The organism is Nocardia yamanashiensis NBRC 100130 (genome assembly GCF_001613325.1).
GTDB classification, from domain to species: domain Bacteria; phylum Actinomycetota; class Actinomycetes; order Mycobacteriales; family Mycobacteriaceae; genus Nocardia; species Nocardia yamanashiensis.
In genome coordinates, this window is sequence record NZ_BDCD01000037.1 from 1 (window position 1) to 15,588 (window position 15,588).

Sequence of the window (15,588 nt, forward strand, 5' to 3'; positions counted from 1 at the left end):
ATCGGCGGCGCCGGCGCTCACGGCGGGCGGCCGGGATGTCCACGACGGTGGAAATGTCAGACACGGAGTCTCCTCGGTAACTCGAATCCCCCCGAGAAGTGCTGTGCGGGAACTCACCCCGCTGATTTGCCGCAGTGCGACGGATTACATCGGCACGCGCGCAACGACATTCAAGTCGTATCCAGTGCGGCTCTTCGATATCACGTTGCGCCGCACGGCGAATGGCAACCTTAACCTGCTGATCAACACCTGCACCCTACCCTGCCTTGCCGCGCCCGACCTCCCCGCCGGACAGTCCACCGATCCCACGCTGGACCGTAACTTGAATCGACTACCGGCCGGTAGCTTACCTGAGGGTAGAGATGGACGCTTGGCTAGTTTTGTGCCGTATCGCATTTCGGCTTGCCATTGATTTGCGACAGCCCACCACCTAGGCTGCCACCCGCTCGCACCCGCCGCGGTTGTCGGCAAGTCCGCTCACCCCACGCCGCGATTCCTGCGAGGATGTTGGAGTGGCGGGGGAGTCCTGCGCGACACCGGGATTCGGATTGCTGGCCGGCCGCGTGGCGGACCAGACCGCGGTGGCCGGTCCGCCGGGGCTGAGCGTCCGCACGCTACGGCGCCGGATCGCCGAGGAGGGCACGGCTGGAACGGCCGGTCGCGCGGGCATTTCGCTCGCGCGCACCGCGGCCGCCCGCTGGTCCGGGCCTGAGGATCCGTCGCGTCAGCGCATCGAGACGCGGCCGAGTTCGGGTGCGAAGGGTCTGGTCGTGCGCAGGATGGCGATGACGCGTTCGAGTTCGGCCACGCGCTTGCGCAGCCGTTTGTTCTCCAGCGTGAGCGGGTCGCAGCCGGTCGATTCGATGGTGCTGTGCTCGGGCTCGGCATTGCGGATCCACAGGCGCAGCGCTTCGTGATGGACGCCGAGCTGCGCCGCCATTTCGCGGAAGGTCGGCTTGGGGTCGGCCTCCCTATACATTCGGACGGCGTGCGCCCGCAGCGAATCCGAGTATTTCTTCGGGGGCGCCACGGCTGGCTCCTTCCTGGCTCACGGGGTGTGGACTTCCACGGCGCGCAGTCTAAGTCGGAGCACGGTCTGAAATGTTGGGTTTTCCGAAAGCGGTGGCGCTAGGGGATGCGCTGCCTGGTCCGCGCGCTCGCCGCGGATCCCCGGCGGGCGCGATCCAGTTCGCGGCGCCAGGTGGTATCGCATTCGGAGAGTTTGCGCTGCAGAGTGCGGGTGCTGATGCCCATCAGGCAGGCGACTTCCAGCAGGGTGGGCGCACCCGAGCGCAGGGCGCTCTCCAGGACCTCGGCGAGGCGGTCGCGCCATTCGGTGGGGCCGAGCGGCAGGGGGAGGCGGTCGGCGTAGTTGAGCAGAATGGTGGCCAGGGCCGGGTCCGCGGTGTGCAAGGGCAGATCCAGGTCGCGCCGGCGCAGCGTGATCGACGTGGCCGGGGCGTCGAATTCCAGTGCCGCGCTGCCGAAGGCGGTGTGGAACATCCTCGAGGATCTCGGGGCGGGGTGCTGGAAGCTGACGCGGATGGGGGCGACGGGGAGATCGGTGGTGACGCGCGCGCGGGTGATCAGGGCGGCGGCACAGAATTGCAGGGCCAGGTCCCGGCCGCGGCCCTCGCCGTCGATCATGGTCAGCTCGAATCGGGTCTCATGGTCGGTCTCGAGGGTGCGGGTGAAGCCGAAATTGGTGGTGAGCAGGCCGATGTAGGGGCTCACGGTGGCGTAGGCGATATCGAGGGTGGGGGCGGTTGCGAACAGGTAGTCGTGCAGCTCGAAACTGCCCACCCGATAGCGCAGGGCGGCGCGCAGCGCGAAATCCGGGTCGCCGAGGGCGTATTCGGCGTGCTCCCACAGCCGCTGGCACTGCAGGCAGGAGACGCGCGCGTTCGGCGCGTCGAGCATCCAGTTCCGCAGGCCGGCCGCACGGGCCAGCCGGACCGGATCGACTCCGTCCTGTTCGGCCTGCTGGAGCAGGAATCGTGGCACGATCGGGTGGTCCGACGTCGTCACCCCCTTCCTGCACCCGGTGTGGACTCCGCGTCTCGATGCTAGGTCGGACCGGGCGGCGGGTTCGGAAAGCCGCCGCCGCTCAGCGAGATTGGCGCGACTGTTCGGAGGGTGGCGCATTCGGCGGCGGGGTGCGGGTGCGGCCGGGCGGATACTCGGAGGGCGCCCGCGCTGTCGCGACAGCACCGCAAGGGCGTGCATCAAGTGCGGCCGGTTCGGCAACGGCGCCCCGGCCGCGCGCACTACTTCCGGCGCGTCATCGGGGCTCGACGGCATTTCGGCCGCTTTTTCCGGCTATTCGTCCGGTGTTGCCCCCGAACACGCGACAGGGGACTAGGTTTCCGATGTCAACGGTGATCCTGTGCGCACGGCCGGAGGAGCCTTGGAGACCACATATCGCCTGTCGCTGCACAGGTTCGCCATCTCGCAGCTGGCCGCCAACGGCCTGGATCCGCAATGGCTGCTGCGCGAGGCCCGTATTCCCGCCTGGACCATGGACGACGGCGATATCCAATTGCCGAGCGACTCCTACATCCGGCTCTGGGAGGTGGCGGCGCGGGCCCTCGACGACCCCATCGTGCCCGCCCGCATCGGCTGCCGGTACGCGCTCGGCGCGGGCGGCCTGTGCGACTACCTGTTCTCGGCGTCGGCGACCATCGGCGCGGGCCTGGCCATCGTCGGGCCGTACATCAGCGATGTCAGCACCAATCACCAGCTGTCCTTCACCGAGGAGGACAACGGGAACCTGACCGTCGGGCTGGAAATCATCGAGGGCGACGACAAGGCCCGCGACCTGACCCACCTGTGGGCGGTCGGCTCCCTGCTGGGCCGCCCGCGCGTGGTGGCGGCGGGCGCGTTCGACGCGGTGAGCGTCCGGCTGCGGCAGCCGGCGCCGCGCAACTACACCGAGATGTACGACCTGATGGGCACGCGGGCAATCGAATTCGACGCTTCGGAGGATTCGATCACGTTGCGCGCCACCGATATGGACGTGCCGCTGGCCACCGCCGACCCGGTGCTGTTCGGCATTCTGGAGAAGGTCGCCGCCACGGTCCCGCCCCCGCCCGCGCTCGGCGACGCGTGGGCCGCCCAGGTGGCGGCGGCGCTGGCCGCCGCCCTGGCCGCCGGTGACGCCTCGCTGGACGCCGTCGCCCGCCGCATGCTGGTGAGCCGAAGAACCTTGCAGCGCAGGCTGACCGAAGCGGGCACCACCTGGCGGCAGGAACTGGACCGCGCCCGCCTGGCCCGCCTGCGCAATGCCGACCGCGCCGGCGAGCACCTGGGCCGCGCCCGGCAGGCCGAACTGCTCGGCTACGCCGGCCCCGAATCGATTCGCCGGGCCGCTCGCCGCTGGGAGATGATCGCCGACCGGCGGGTATCGGGCGGCATCGCCTGACCGGACCGCGAGCCGGACTCGCCTGTGAAACAGTGAAATTCGACCGAACAGTCGCTTTGGGCGGTGTGGTTCTCGCCGTCATCGCCGGCGTCGGCCGCTGGTTTGGCAGGCCCGGGACGCGCCGTTGGGCGGTCAGCCGCGTCCCGGGTCCGTAATCAGCTTCCGTTATCGGAGCGGAACGCAATAGTGCCGAATGCGCCACGACGGCAACAATTGCGCCATCGGTTGGATACGGTCTCGCAAACCGGTCGGACGTTTGGCAAAGTGGACGTTTGCCTGAAAGTTGCTATGTCAGCGGATTTGCGCCGTTCGACCGGGAACCGTGTCACCATTGATCAATGCACTCCGGCAGCGCATTCCGTGACCTCTCGGCACGCCGGGGAGTTGATAGCTGAAATGGCCGAACCGCGGGTGAGCGTACTCGGGCCGTTGCAACTCAGCATCGACGGCAAACCCGTCGCACTCAACGCGCCAATGGTGCGCGCCGTGCTGGCGCGGCTGGTGGTGGCCGGCGGCAAAGCCGTGCCCGCCGAGCGCCTGGTGGCGGATCTGTGGGAGGGCTCGCCGCCCGCCACCGCCGCCTCGGTCCTGCAGGTGCACGTTCACACCCTGCGCCGGCTGCTGGAACCGGATCGCCCGCGCCGCGCCCCCTCGCGCTACCTGGTTTCCGAATTGTCCGGTTACGCACTGCGTTTCGACGTCGACTCGGTCGACGCTTGGCAATTCGAGGCCCGCATCCGCGAATTCGAACAGCGCCGCCGCACCGAATCGGACGATCCGCTCACCGGTCGCCGCCTGCTCGACGCCGCGCTCGCCTGCTGGAACGGGTCCGCCTTCGAAGGGCTGACCACCTTCGGCTGGGCCGAGCAGGAGGCCGCCCGCCTCACCGAATTGCGCCTGACCGCCGCGGAATTGCGCGCCGCCATCGAACTCGAGCTCAATCGCCCGGCCGAGGTCGCCATCGAACTGCGTGCCCTGTTCGACCGGCATCCCGAACGCGAGGAGATCGCGCGGCTGCTCGCCACCGCGCAGTACCGCATCGGCCAGCAGGCCCAGGCGCTGGCCACGCTGCGCCGCTCCCGCGCCTACCTCGGCGACGAATACGGCATCGATCCCAGTCCGGCGCTGCGCGATCTGGAAACCGCCATTCTGGGCCACGCCGAGGCGCTCACCATCGGCGTCCCCGCGCCCGCGCCCGAACCGCTGCCCGCCATCCGGGTGCGGAAATCCCTCTCGCACAGCGGTTACGCCGACGAGCTGGCGGCCCTGCGTGACAGCGCCGAGACCGCCGCCGCCGGTCACCTCCAGGTGGTGTGGATCGCGGGCGAGGCCGGTGCGGGCAAGTCCACGCTGGCCGAGACCGCGCTCGCCGAACTGGCCGAGGCGGGCTGGCTGCTGCTGCACGGCGGCTGCCCGGAGGTGGACGGCGCGCCACCGGCCTGGGCGTGGGCCGAGGTGCTCACCGCGCTGGACGCGGGCGCGGCCGAAACCCTGGTCTCCGGTGAGGCTTTCGCCATCGCGCGGGCGGTGGCGGCGCTGTGTGCGCAACGGGCCGCGCACCGGCCGGTCGCCATCCTCGTCGAGGACGCCCATCGCGCCGATACCGCCACCTTGCAGGTGCTGCGTCAGCTGGTGCGCTGGCTGCGCGACGAACCGGTGTTCCTGGTGATCACCCTGCGCGGTTCGGAAGCCGGGTCGAGCCTGCACGCCACCGCCGCGGCGCTCACCCACTGCACCGCGGACTGGCTGGAGCTCACCGGCCTGGCCCCCGACGCCACCCGCGAGGCCGCCCGCGCGGCCGGACTGCCCGAGATGTCCCCGACGGCGCTGATGGCGCTGCACCGGCGCACCGGCGGCAATCCGCTCTTCATCCGGGAGATCGCGAAACTGGCTGCGGCGCAGGAGGACGAGCCGCATCCGGCCGAGATCCCGGAATCCATCCGCGAACTCATCGCCACCCGCCTGCACCGGCTCTCCGCCGAGGCCCGCACCACGCTGACCCGGCTGTCCATCTGGGGCGAGGGCGTGGATATGCGCATGCTGAGCCTGACCACCGCCATCCCCGAGGACGAGCTCATCGACCTGATCGCCGAGGCCGAATCCGTTGCGCTGGTGCGCACCGATCGCACCGGGCGGATCACCTTCGATCACGCGCTCATCCGCGACACCGTCTACTTCGGGATCCCGCGGCTGCGCCGGGTCCGGATGCATTGGGCCGCACTGGAACTGCTGGAGCAGCACGCCGACGAGTTTCCGGGCCTGGGCGGCGATCCGGATATGCTCGCCCATCACGCGGCGCTCGGCGCGCGACCCGAAACCGCTTTGCGCGCCATCGAATACGTGCGGCAGGCGGCGCGGCGCAGCACCGACCGGGGCATGGCGGCCGATACCGAACGGCTGTGGCGGTCGATGATCGACCTGCATCAGCTCGCCGGGCATACGGTGGGTCAGGCCTCGCCCGCGGAACGGGGCGCGGTGATCGAAGCGCATTGCGCGCTGGTCAATGCCCTTGGCTTCCAGGGGCATTGGAGTCAGGCGCGGGCGGCGCGCGCCCGGACCGTGGCGCTGGCCCGCGAACTGGGCGATCGCGACCTGCTGGTGCAGGCCGTCACCTGCTGGCGCGCGCCGGTGCTGTACCCGGCGGTGGAGCCGCCCGATCCGGCGCAGATCGTGGTGACCGCCGCCCTGGACTGTCTCGCCGAGGACATTCCGCCGCCCGATCGGGTGCGCTTGCTGACCGTGATCGCCTACGAGGGGGCCAGCGACTACCGCGCGCCCGGCCGCAGCCGGCGCTGCGCGGACGAAGCCCTCGAATTGGCGCGCAGCATCGGCGATCCGGAACTGCTGTGCGCGGGCATCGCCGCGGTGACGGGAATTCGCTTCGGCCACGCGGAGGACGCGGACCTGGCCCGGGAAATGCTCGATATCGTCGACCGCACCGGTTTGACCGCCTACCGCACCTGCGGGCACGCGGTGCTGCTGCGCCGGGCGCTGGCCGATCTGGACCTGTACGAGGCACGCAAGCAGATCGAACAGCTCATCGCCTCCGCGACGGAAGCCGAACTGCCGCTGGTGGTGCTGGCGGCCAGCGGGCTCGAATTGGCCTGCGCCATCATCGAAGACGACCTGCCCGAGACCGAACGCGCCTATCGCGCGCTGGACGACCGGATGGAATTGCTCGGCGTCACCGAGGCGGGGCTGCTCCGGGTCGGGGCTGTCGCCACGCTGGGCTGGGCGCGCCGCGATATGTCGGTGGCGGCCTACCGGGCGGCCCGGGCCTTCCATCAGGCCCCCGAGGTGATGGGGCCGATCTTCGCGCACGTGCTGCTGTACACCGACGAACACGAACGGGCACGGGCGCTCTACGAGCGGTACGCGTCCATCGAACCGGAGCTGTACCCGGCGGTGGAGTACCTGTGCCGGGCGTATGTGGCGCTGGCCCTCGACCTCGAGGACGAGTGGGCGGCGCTCTACGACGCGCTCTCGCCGCATGCGGGGACGATCATCGGCGTCGAGACGCTGGCGGGCGTATTCGGCCCGGCCGACCGGATTCTCGGGCTGCTCGCCGCGGCGCTGGGGAACTTCGAAGCGGCGGTCGCGCATCACGAGGCGGCGGAGGCGGTGCTGGAGCGGGTGCGCGCCGATATCGCCGAGAGTGGCCTGTCGAGTCTGACCTCCGTGCTGTTCGCGCCCGAATTTCCCTGATCGTCCCGACCGCGCGGGCGCGGCGGCGGCATTGGCTAATTTCTGGCGACCTGCGCGTGAACTGAGGCTCGACCAGGCACTTTATCGGCTCTTTCGTTGCAATGAAGTGTGGATTCAGTGCCGGTTATGAGCCATCGGCGCTAATGGTCGCCATGAAACCGCCGTGTCCGACAGGTGCACCGCAATACTTCAGCAATCTGACCGGTCTCGACTGCATGCCGCCGGTGGATCACCCCATCTACGCGCTGCCCGTGCGGGTCTCGCGCTACCGCGATCATCTGGAACGGGTGATCCTGGCCTGGGCCGACGATTTCGGGCTGCTCGAGACCCCGGCCCAGCGGCAGCGGCTGGCGGCCACCCGGCTGGGCGACCTGATCATGCGCACCTACCCGTACGTGCGACCGGACCGGCTCGAAGCGCTGGCCGGCTGGTTCACCTGGGCCTTCGTCATCGACGACTGGTACGACGGGCCGGGCGCCGCCGCGGGCGCGGACGAGGCGGCCGTGGCGCGGGTGCTGACCGCTCTGCCCCTGGACGGTCCCGGCGCGGCCGCGTACCCGACCGCGCTGGTGCGGCAGCTGGCCGCCGTCTGGGAGCCGATCCGGGCGGCCCAAAGCCTGCCCTGGCGACTGCGATTCGTCGATTCCATGGCCGCCTTCCTGGAATCCTTCGCCTACGAGGCGATCAACCGGCGGGAGCGGCACACGCCGGCGGTGCTGCCGTACACGCAGCTGCGCCGGCATTCCGGCGGCATCACGCCGTGCTTGCATCTGCTGGAATACGCTGCGGGGCTGGAACTTCCCGGTCTGGTGCAGCGCAGCGATCCGCTCCGCCGCATGTTCGACCGGGCGGCCGACGTGGTGGTGTGGGTCAACGATGTGCTGTCGCTGCGCAAGGAGCTGGCCATCGGCGAGGTCACCAACGGCGTGCTCGCACTGGCCGTCGAGCAGCGGCTGGAGCTGCCGGACGCCATTGCCGAGGTGTACCGGCGGGTCGCGCTCGATATCGAGGAATTCCATTGCGCCGAAGCCGATCTGGCGCGCATGTGCGCGGGTTGGCGCGGGCTCACCGAGCGTGACGAGCTGGCCGTGCGCGTCTATGTCGCGGGTATGAAGTGCTGGATGCGCGGCAATCTCGACTGGTCGCTGCGTTCGGACCGGTACCGCCGCGCCGATGCCCTCCGGCTGTGCACCACGCCGACGCTGATGGTCGTCGAGTAGTCCCCGAATCGTTCGCCAAACCCCCATTCGTTCTCGTCGCCAGGAGGTTCACCATGGCACTTCCCCTGCTCGCGCCCGGCCCCCGCGCCACGATTCCCACCGCCCCGGGCGCACTGCCGCTGCTCGGCCACAGCCTCGCCCTGCTCCGGGATCCCTTGGCGCTCTTGCGATCCCTGCCCGAGCACGGTGAGGTGGTGCGGCTGCGGCTGGGCGGCAATTCCTGCTATGTGGCGTGCACACCGGAGAGCACGCACGAATTGCTGCACGAACCGCGGGCTTTCGACAAGGGCGGCTTCTTCTACAGCCGCCTGCGGGAGCTGACCGGCGACAATGTCGGCACCTGCCCGCATGCCGTGCACGCCGCGCAGCGCCGGCAGGTGCAGCCGATCTTCCACAAGCACCGCATGCCCGGCTACGCCCGCACCATGGTGGAGCAGACCGCCGCGGTCACCGACGGGTGGTCGGACGGTATGGAGATCGACGCCTTCCGCGACATGCTGCGCATCGGCGCGCGATGCGCTGCCGCGCTGGTCTTCGGCGTCACGCTCGCCCCGGCGGTGCTGGACCGCACCATCACCGATATCACGCATTACGTCGAGGGCATTTTCGTCCGCATGTTCCTGCCGCCCGCGCTCACCCGGCTGCCCATGCCGGTCAACCGGCATTACGACCAGGTCCGGAATCGCCTGCGCGACATGGTCGGTGAGCTGATCGACGGCTATGTCCGCGACGGCCGCTGCGCCGGTGGCGATCTGATGGCCGCCCTGCTGGAAGCCGATCCGGCGGCGCGCGAAGCCCGCTCCGAGCATCGCGCGGGCGTGGTGGATCAGCTGACGCTCATGCTGATGGCGGGCACCGAATCCAGCGCCACCACGGTTTCCTGGGCGCTGCACGAACTTTCGGCCGATCAGCGCCTGCAGCGCCGGGTGCAGGACGAACTCGACGCCGTCCTCGGCTCGGAGCTGCCCGCCCATCACCATGTGGACCAATTGCCGCTGCTGGGGCGGGTGCTCACCGAAACCCTTCGCAAATACCCGGCCGCCTGGATTCTGAGCCGGGTCGCGACCGCCGACACCATGCTGGGCGGTGAACTCGTTCCCGCCGGATCCTCGGTCGCTTACAGCCCCTATCTCATTCATCACCGTCCCGACCTGTTCCCGGACCCCGAGCGTTTCGAACCCGACCGCTGGCTGCCCGGTCACGGCGTGCCGCGAAAAGCCTTGATCCCCTTCGGTGGCGGCACCCGCAAATGCGCGGGCGACACCTTCGCCGTCATCGAGGCTACCCTGGTGCTGGCCCGGATTCTCACCCGTTTCTCGGTGCATCCGGTCCCGTCCAGCCCGGTCCGGCTGGTCGCCGCGGGCGCACTGCAACCCGGCGGCCTGCGCCTGCGCCTGACCGCTCGCGCCTGACGCCCGCTCGGCTCGCGGCGCTCCACGCACTTTCAGAACCCTCAGTACGAGAAGGGATTTCGCCATGACGACGATGCACGTGCCACCCGCCCCCGCCGCCACCCTGCTCACCGCCGCCCGGGACCGCTGCGAACCCGAACTCCGCCGCGCCGTCGCCACCCTCCCCGCCCCGCTGCGCCTGATGAGCTCCTACCACTTCGGCTGGTGCGATCCCTCCGGCGCACCGGTGCGAGGGAACGCGGGCAAATATCTTCGCCCCGCCCTCACCTACGCCGCCGCCCGATCCTGCGGCGCACCAGCCGAATCCGCCACGCCCATCGCCACCGCCCTCGAACTCATCCACAACTTCACCCTCATCCACGACGACATAGTCGACGCCGACCCCACCCGCCACGGCCGCGAAACCGTCTGGCGCATCTGGGGAATCCCCAACGCCCTGCTGCTCGGCGACACCCTTCACGCCCTGGCCATCCAGATCCTGGGCGCCGATCTGCCCACCGCGGTCTCCGCCCCCGCCATCACCCGCCTGGCTTCCGCCGTCATCGAGGTCTGCCAGGGCCAATTCGAAGACTGCGCCCTGGAATCCACTCCGCGCGCCGGCCTCACCGACTACGAGCACATGGCCATGGGCAAAACCGGCGCCCTCATCGGAACCGCCTGCGCCCTGGGCGCCCTGGCCGCCGGCGCCCCCCTCTCCGAACTGGAAGCCCTCGACCGTTTCGGCCGCGACCTCGGCCTCGCCTTCCAATACACCGACGACCTCCTCGGCATCTGGGGCAACCCCGCCCGCACCGGAAAACCCGTCGGCAACGACCTCGCCCGCCGCAAATTCACCCTCCCCGTAGCCATCGCCCTCACCGCCCGCACCCCCGCCGCCGTAGAACTGGCCACCTACTACAACTCCGACGCCACCCCCACCCCCGCCGACCTCACCTACCTCAAACTCCTCATCGAAGCCTGCGGCGGCAAAACCGGCGCCGAACGCGCCACCCACCGCCGCACCCGCACCGCCCTCCAAGCCCTCCCCACCCACCCCGCCACCACCGACCTCCGCACCCTCGCCCAAGCCATGACCCACCGCGACCACTGACCCCGACCGGCCCCGTACGGCCGGCGGGGCCGACGGCAGGTGAACGGCGCTCGGACATTTGGTGACATTCCTTGGCTGAGCTGGGGTTATGGGGGAATTGGGGATTCATGAAGCCATTCACGGGACGCTGCTGGCGGTGCGCAGGCAGAACGAGAATTGCGGGCGGGGGCTTGCGATCCTGTACGGGTCGCCGTTCGCGATGCTCAAGGCGGGGCATCTGCTTCACCATCGGTACAGCCGGACTCGTGAGCGGACCGAGATCTATGATCCGGCCACCACCAGTTGGATGGGGGCCGCGGCGGGGTATTACCTGCGATTGTTCGGCGGGTTGTATCTGCTCGAAGTCATCGCGTTGCCGCTGGCGTTGTTGCCCGCTGCCGCTGTCCGCCGGGTCGGACAGCGGCTGGAAGCGCCGGATTCGGTGGCGGGGTTGTTGTTCGAGCGCCTCGCGCAGGCGAAGGTGCTGGGGCAGTTCCGTACCGATGCGGTCGCCATTGTCGCCCTGTACGCGGCGGCCTTCCTCGCGTATGGCGAGCATGCCTGGATGCTGGTGGCCGCGCTGGGGGGCCGCGCGCTCATAATCTCCCTGTCCGACAACGCCTATCACTACGGCACCGACCTGGCCGCTCCGCTCGACGCCATGAATCTGCGCATGCCGCGCGTCATGGAACGGCTGGCCTTGAGCTTCAACCTGCACGGGGTGCACCACCGGCATCCCGGTCTGCACTGGTACGAACTGCGCGACGCGTTCCATGCCGAAGGCGGACGCTACGACCTGGGCTGGTTCCCCGCGGTCGCTCGCCAATTGCGCGGCCCCGTCGAGCTACCTTGATCATAATGGGGGTCTGAAACCGGTCGAGGGAGGCGAATCATGGCTGATGGCAGCGATTCCGGGGACGTGGCGGCGGCCGGAGCGCCGATCAGCGGGCGGTACCAGGGGGCGGGGACCGGTGGGGCGCAGCAGAGCGTGCTGGAACTGCGGATCGATGTGGATGTGCGTTATTCGCTCGATTCGCCGGTGCTGAACCGGGTGAGCGGGGACTTCTTCCAGCAGCCGGCCGATGCCGCGGGGACGTCGAACTATCTGGAGTCGTGGATCGTCGACGCGCCGGTGGTGAGCTGGGCGGACGAGCGGGTGACCGTCACGGGGGCGGTGCGGTACTGGCACCGGGCTTCCAATCCGGCGACGCAGGTGCGGATCACCGTGCCCCGCAGCGGCGGGGTGGTCGGCCCGGCGACGGTCGAATTCGGCACCGGCGGAACGGTTTCGGCGACCTATGTGTGCGACTTACGGTCCGATTCCTTCCGGGAAGTCCTGCTCGAACTCGACTACGCCGCCTCGGTGAACGTGGAACCGCATGTGCCGTCCTACGATACGCACAGCCACCCCAATCGCCCGGCCGACATCAGCCGCCGCACCCTCACCATCGAATCCGCCTACCGCGAGGCGGGCGCCGCGGTGGCCATCAACCCGGATCGCACCGTAATCGACGACAGCGCTTCGGGTTTCGCCCGCTGGAGCCCGGCCGAACTGCACGACGCCATGGAAACCGCCTTCAGCCGGTTCCCCAGCGCCTGGCCGTCCTGGAACCTGTGGGGCCTGCAAGCCGGCACCTTCGACGCCCCGTCCGTCGGCGGCGTCATGTTCGACGCGGCGGCCGGTTTCGGCGGTGCGGGCCGCTCCCCGGACCGCCAGGGTTTCGCGGTCTTCCGCAAGCACAGCTGGTTCGCCGATCTGGTCACCGCCCCGCAGAACCAGGCGCAGGCCCAAGCCATGCGGCAGTTCCTCTACACCTGGGTGCACGAGGCCGGCCACGCCTTCAACTTCCTGCACTCCTGGGACAAATCCCGCCCCAACGCCCTGTCCTGGATGAACTACGACTGGAAATACGACCAGCTCAACGGCGCCGACAAGTTCTGGGCCAACTTCCGATTCCGTTTCGACGACCAGGAATTGGTGCACCTGCGGCACGGCGATCGCGCCGCGGTGATCATGGGCGGCGATCCGTGGGCCTCGGGCGGCCATCTGGAATCCCCGTCCTGGCGCACCGCCGAAGCCGGACCGGAGCAGCCCCTGGAACTGCTGCTGCGCGCCCAGCCCTACTTCGCGTACATGGAACCGGTCGAGATCGAATTCCGCCTGCGCAATCAGCTGGCCGAAGCGCAGACCGTGGACGCCCGCCTGGACCCCCGGTACGGCGCCACCACCGTGTTCGTGCTCCGGCCCGACGGCAGCACAGTGCAATTCGATTCCGTCATGTGCCTCTACGGCGACCCCGAACCCGTGCGACTCGCGCCCGCCGGCGGCGAACCCGGTCCGGACCGCTACAGCGAACTGGTCCCGCTGACCTTCGGCCGCCGCGGCTTCGTCTTCGATCAGCCCGGCCAGTATCAGGTCCGGGCCGTGTGCGCGAGCGCCACCCAGCAGGCGGTGTCGAACACCCTGGTGGTGCGCATCGGCCAGCCCGCGACCCCGGAGCTGGATCGTTTCGCCACCGAATTCTTCAGCCGGGAAGTAGGTCTGGCCCTCAGCTTCGGCGGTTCCATGTCCACCCATCTCGCCGCCGGCATGGCCGTCCTGACCGAGGCCGCCGAGCGTTTCGCCGCCGAACCGCTCGGCGCCAAGCTCGCCACCACCGTCGCCCGCAGCGTGGGCCGCGATTTCTTCGGCCGCGAGCTGACCCCGGAGGTGGATCGCATGGTGCGCCGCCACCGCGCCGATCCCGCTGCCGCACTGGCGATCACCGAACCGGGCCTGCGACAGTTGCGCGCGGCCGGCACCCCTGCCGCCAACCTGCCCTACAACAATCTGGTCGCCCTGCGCGCCGATCTGCACATCCGCAACGGTGATCCGGAACTGGCCCGCCAGGAACTCACCACCCTCGCCGCGGATCTGGGCGAGCGCGGCGTCAATACCAATGTGCTGGAGGATATCCAGGCCCGGGCGGAGGCCGTCGACTGAAACCTTCCCTTTCGCAATCTGCGATCGGTTCGATTCGCCTTGCCTCTTGCGCGATGCGGGGTGCCGTATGGCAGGGTGGGCGCGGATAGTTCGTTAGCGTGCGGAAGGTTCTCGATTTGGATCTGCGTTTGGGCCACACCAGGTTTCGCCGCATCCGGATCGCCGCCTTCGCCCTACTGCTCGGCGCGGGTCTGGCCGGCACCCCCGCGCCCGCGCACGCCGCCGACGGCCCGGATCCCTATCTCGATCAACTCGCGGAGCAAGCGGACACCCCGGTACTGCAATGGGACGACTGCGCCGACGGCTTCCAGTGCGCGCGCGCCCGCGTCCCGCTGAACTACCACGAACCGCACGCCGACCAGATCGACCTGGCGGTCATCAAACTCCCGGCGAGCGATCCGGCCGCCCGCATCGGCACCCTGTTCGTGAACTTCGGCGGCCCCGGCGCTTCCGGCGTGGACCGGCTGCGCGAACGCGCCCGCTGGCCCTTCCTCTTCTCCGACGAACTGCGCGCCCGCTTCGACATCGTCTCCTGGGACCCGCGTTCGGTCGCCGGCAGCGCGCCCACCCGCTGCTTCCCGAACACCGAGGAACAGCTGGCGTTCCTCGGCTCCATCCCGGACATGCCCGTCGACCCCGCCGGGGAAGCCGAATTCTTCGCCCGCAATCGGGAACTCGCCGACCGCTGCGCCCAGCTCGCCGGACCGATCCTGCACCACGCCTCGACCGCCAATACCGCCCGCGATCTGGACCTGCTGCGCCGCGCGGTCGGCGATGCGCGGCTCACCTATCACGGCATCTCCTACGGCACCCAGGTCGGCGCGACCTACGCCAATATGTTCCCCGGCCGCGTCCGCGCCATGGCCTTCGACGGCTCCATGGATTTCGAAGGCAGCGCGAACGGCCATGCGGGACAGGGCGATACCCTGCCCCTGGATGCCCGCCAGGATGTCGCCACCGGCATCGCCCAGACCTTCGACGCCTTCCTGAAACAGTGCGCCGCCGCCGGTGACAAATGCGCCTTCGCCGCCGGTGACCCCGCCCTGAAGTGGAAGGTGATCACCGAACGCGCCCGCCTGGCGCCCATCCGCCTGGACGGGCAGCCCTACACCTACTCCGCCATCGTCAATGCGGCGGCGGAACTTTCCCGCCCCGCCGCCTATCCGGACCTGGCGGTGCTGTTGCAGGCGCTGTTCGACGCGGGCACCCGGCTGCCCGGCGTCCTGCCCATCGCCGGCGGCGAGAAATACACGGGCAATCGCACCGAGGCGTTCTACACCATCCAATGCAGTGACAGCGCCGTCCCCACCGATCTCGCCGCCTACAGCCGCGCCGCGGTCACCGAGGATCAGCGGGTGCCGTACTTCGGCCGGATCGGCGTCTTCGACACCATGGCCTGCGCGTTCTGGCAGGGGCACGACGCCGACCGCTATACCGGTCCGTGGAATCGCCGCACGGCCGCGCCGATCCTGGTGCTGAACAGCCGATTCGATCCGGCGACCCCGCTGGCCGGTGCGCGCGCGGGCGCGGCCCAGCTCGCCGAGGCCCGGGTGGTGGTGATCGAGGGCGCGGGCCACAGCAGCATGTACGTGCCGAGCGCCTGCGCCGAACGGGTGAAGCGCGATTACCTGTTCTCCGCGCAACTGCCCGCCGCGGACACCACCTGCCCCATCGACGGTTCGCCGTTCGGGCAGTGAGCAACTCCACGGCGACCACCCCGGAGTTGGGGTCATGATCTCGGCCGCGCATTCCGTAGGGTGATCGTTCGTGGTCGAGGC

10 protein-coding genes are annotated in these 15,588 nt (G+C 69.6%); 8 read left to right on the forward strand and 2 right to left on the reverse strand.

Annotation, left to right across the window (positions count from 1 at the left end):
* Positions 1 to 724 precede the first annotated feature (724 nt).
* Together NY1_RS34695 and NY1_RS34700 are read right to left on the reverse strand one after the other, a co-directional pair.
* Entirely contained in the window at positions 725 to 1,030 is a 306-nt protein-coding gene (locus tag NY1_RS34695; protein ID WP_067721402.1) for a transposase, read from the reverse strand.
* Between the two features lie 98 nt (positions 1,031 to 1,128).
* Positions 1,129 to 2,028 carry an AraC family transcriptional regulator gene (locus tag NY1_RS34700; RefSeq protein WP_067721403.1) on the reverse strand — a complete coding sequence of 300 codons (900 nt, stop codon included), beginning with the start codon at positions 2,026 to 2,028 and terminating at the stop codon, positions 1,129 to 1,131.
* A 379-nt stretch (positions 2,029 to 2,407) separates the two neighbouring features.
* Here NY1_RS34700 and NY1_RS34705 point away from each other — a divergent pair, with 379 nt between their 5' ends.
* From NY1_RS34705 to NY1_RS34740, 8 genes are all read left to right on the forward strand, one after another.
* Positions 2,408 to 3,421: an AraC family transcriptional regulator ligand-binding domain-containing protein gene (locus tag NY1_RS34705; RefSeq protein ID WP_067721404.1), complete on the forward strand. Its 1,014-nt coding sequence runs from the start codon at positions 2,408 to 2,410 to the stop codon at positions 3,419 to 3,421.
* Between the two features lie 396 nt (positions 3,422 to 3,817).
* Positions 3,818 to 7,126 (forward strand): ATP-binding protein, encoded by a 3,309-nt coding sequence (locus NY1_RS34710; protein ID WP_067721405.1) that lies wholly within the window; start codon positions 3,818 to 3,820, stop codon positions 7,124 to 7,126.
* Between the two features lie 152 nt (positions 7,127 to 7,278).
* The gene (locus NY1_RS34715) at positions 7,279 to 8,346 is read left to right on the forward strand and encodes a terpene synthase family protein (protein ID WP_233434616.1); all 1,068 of its coding nucleotides are present in this window, start codon (positions 7,279 to 7,281) and stop codon (positions 8,344 to 8,346) included.
* 53 nt (positions 8,347 to 8,399) lie between these two features.
* On the forward strand, positions 8,400 to 9,758 hold the full coding sequence (locus NY1_RS34720; protein WP_067721407.1) for a cytochrome P450: 1,359 nt from the start codon (positions 8,400 to 8,402) through the stop codon (positions 9,756 to 9,758).
* A 64-nt stretch (positions 9,759 to 9,822) separates the two neighbouring features.
* Entirely contained in the window at positions 9,823 to 10,848 is a 1,026-nt protein-coding gene (locus NY1_RS34725) for a polyprenyl synthetase family protein (protein WP_067721408.1), read from the forward strand.
* Positions 10,849 to 10,936: 88 nt separating this feature from the next.
* Positions 10,937 to 11,680 carry a fatty acid desaturase gene (locus NY1_RS34730; RefSeq protein ID WP_084535902.1) on the forward strand — a complete coding sequence of 248 codons (744 nt, stop codon included), beginning with the start codon at positions 10,937 to 10,939 and terminating at the stop codon, positions 11,678 to 11,680.
* A 39-nt stretch (positions 11,681 to 11,719) separates the two neighbouring features.
* On the forward strand, positions 11,720 to 13,810 hold the full coding sequence (locus tag NY1_RS34735) for a hypothetical protein (RefSeq protein ID WP_067721409.1): 2,091 nt from the start codon (positions 11,720 to 11,722) through the stop codon (positions 13,808 to 13,810).
* 116 nt (positions 13,811 to 13,926) lie between these two features.
* On the forward strand, positions 13,927 to 15,507 hold the full coding sequence (locus NY1_RS34740; RefSeq protein WP_067721477.1) for an alpha/beta hydrolase: 1,581 nt from the start codon (positions 13,927 to 13,929) through the stop codon (positions 15,505 to 15,507).
* Positions 15,508 to 15,588 lie beyond the last annotated feature (81 nt).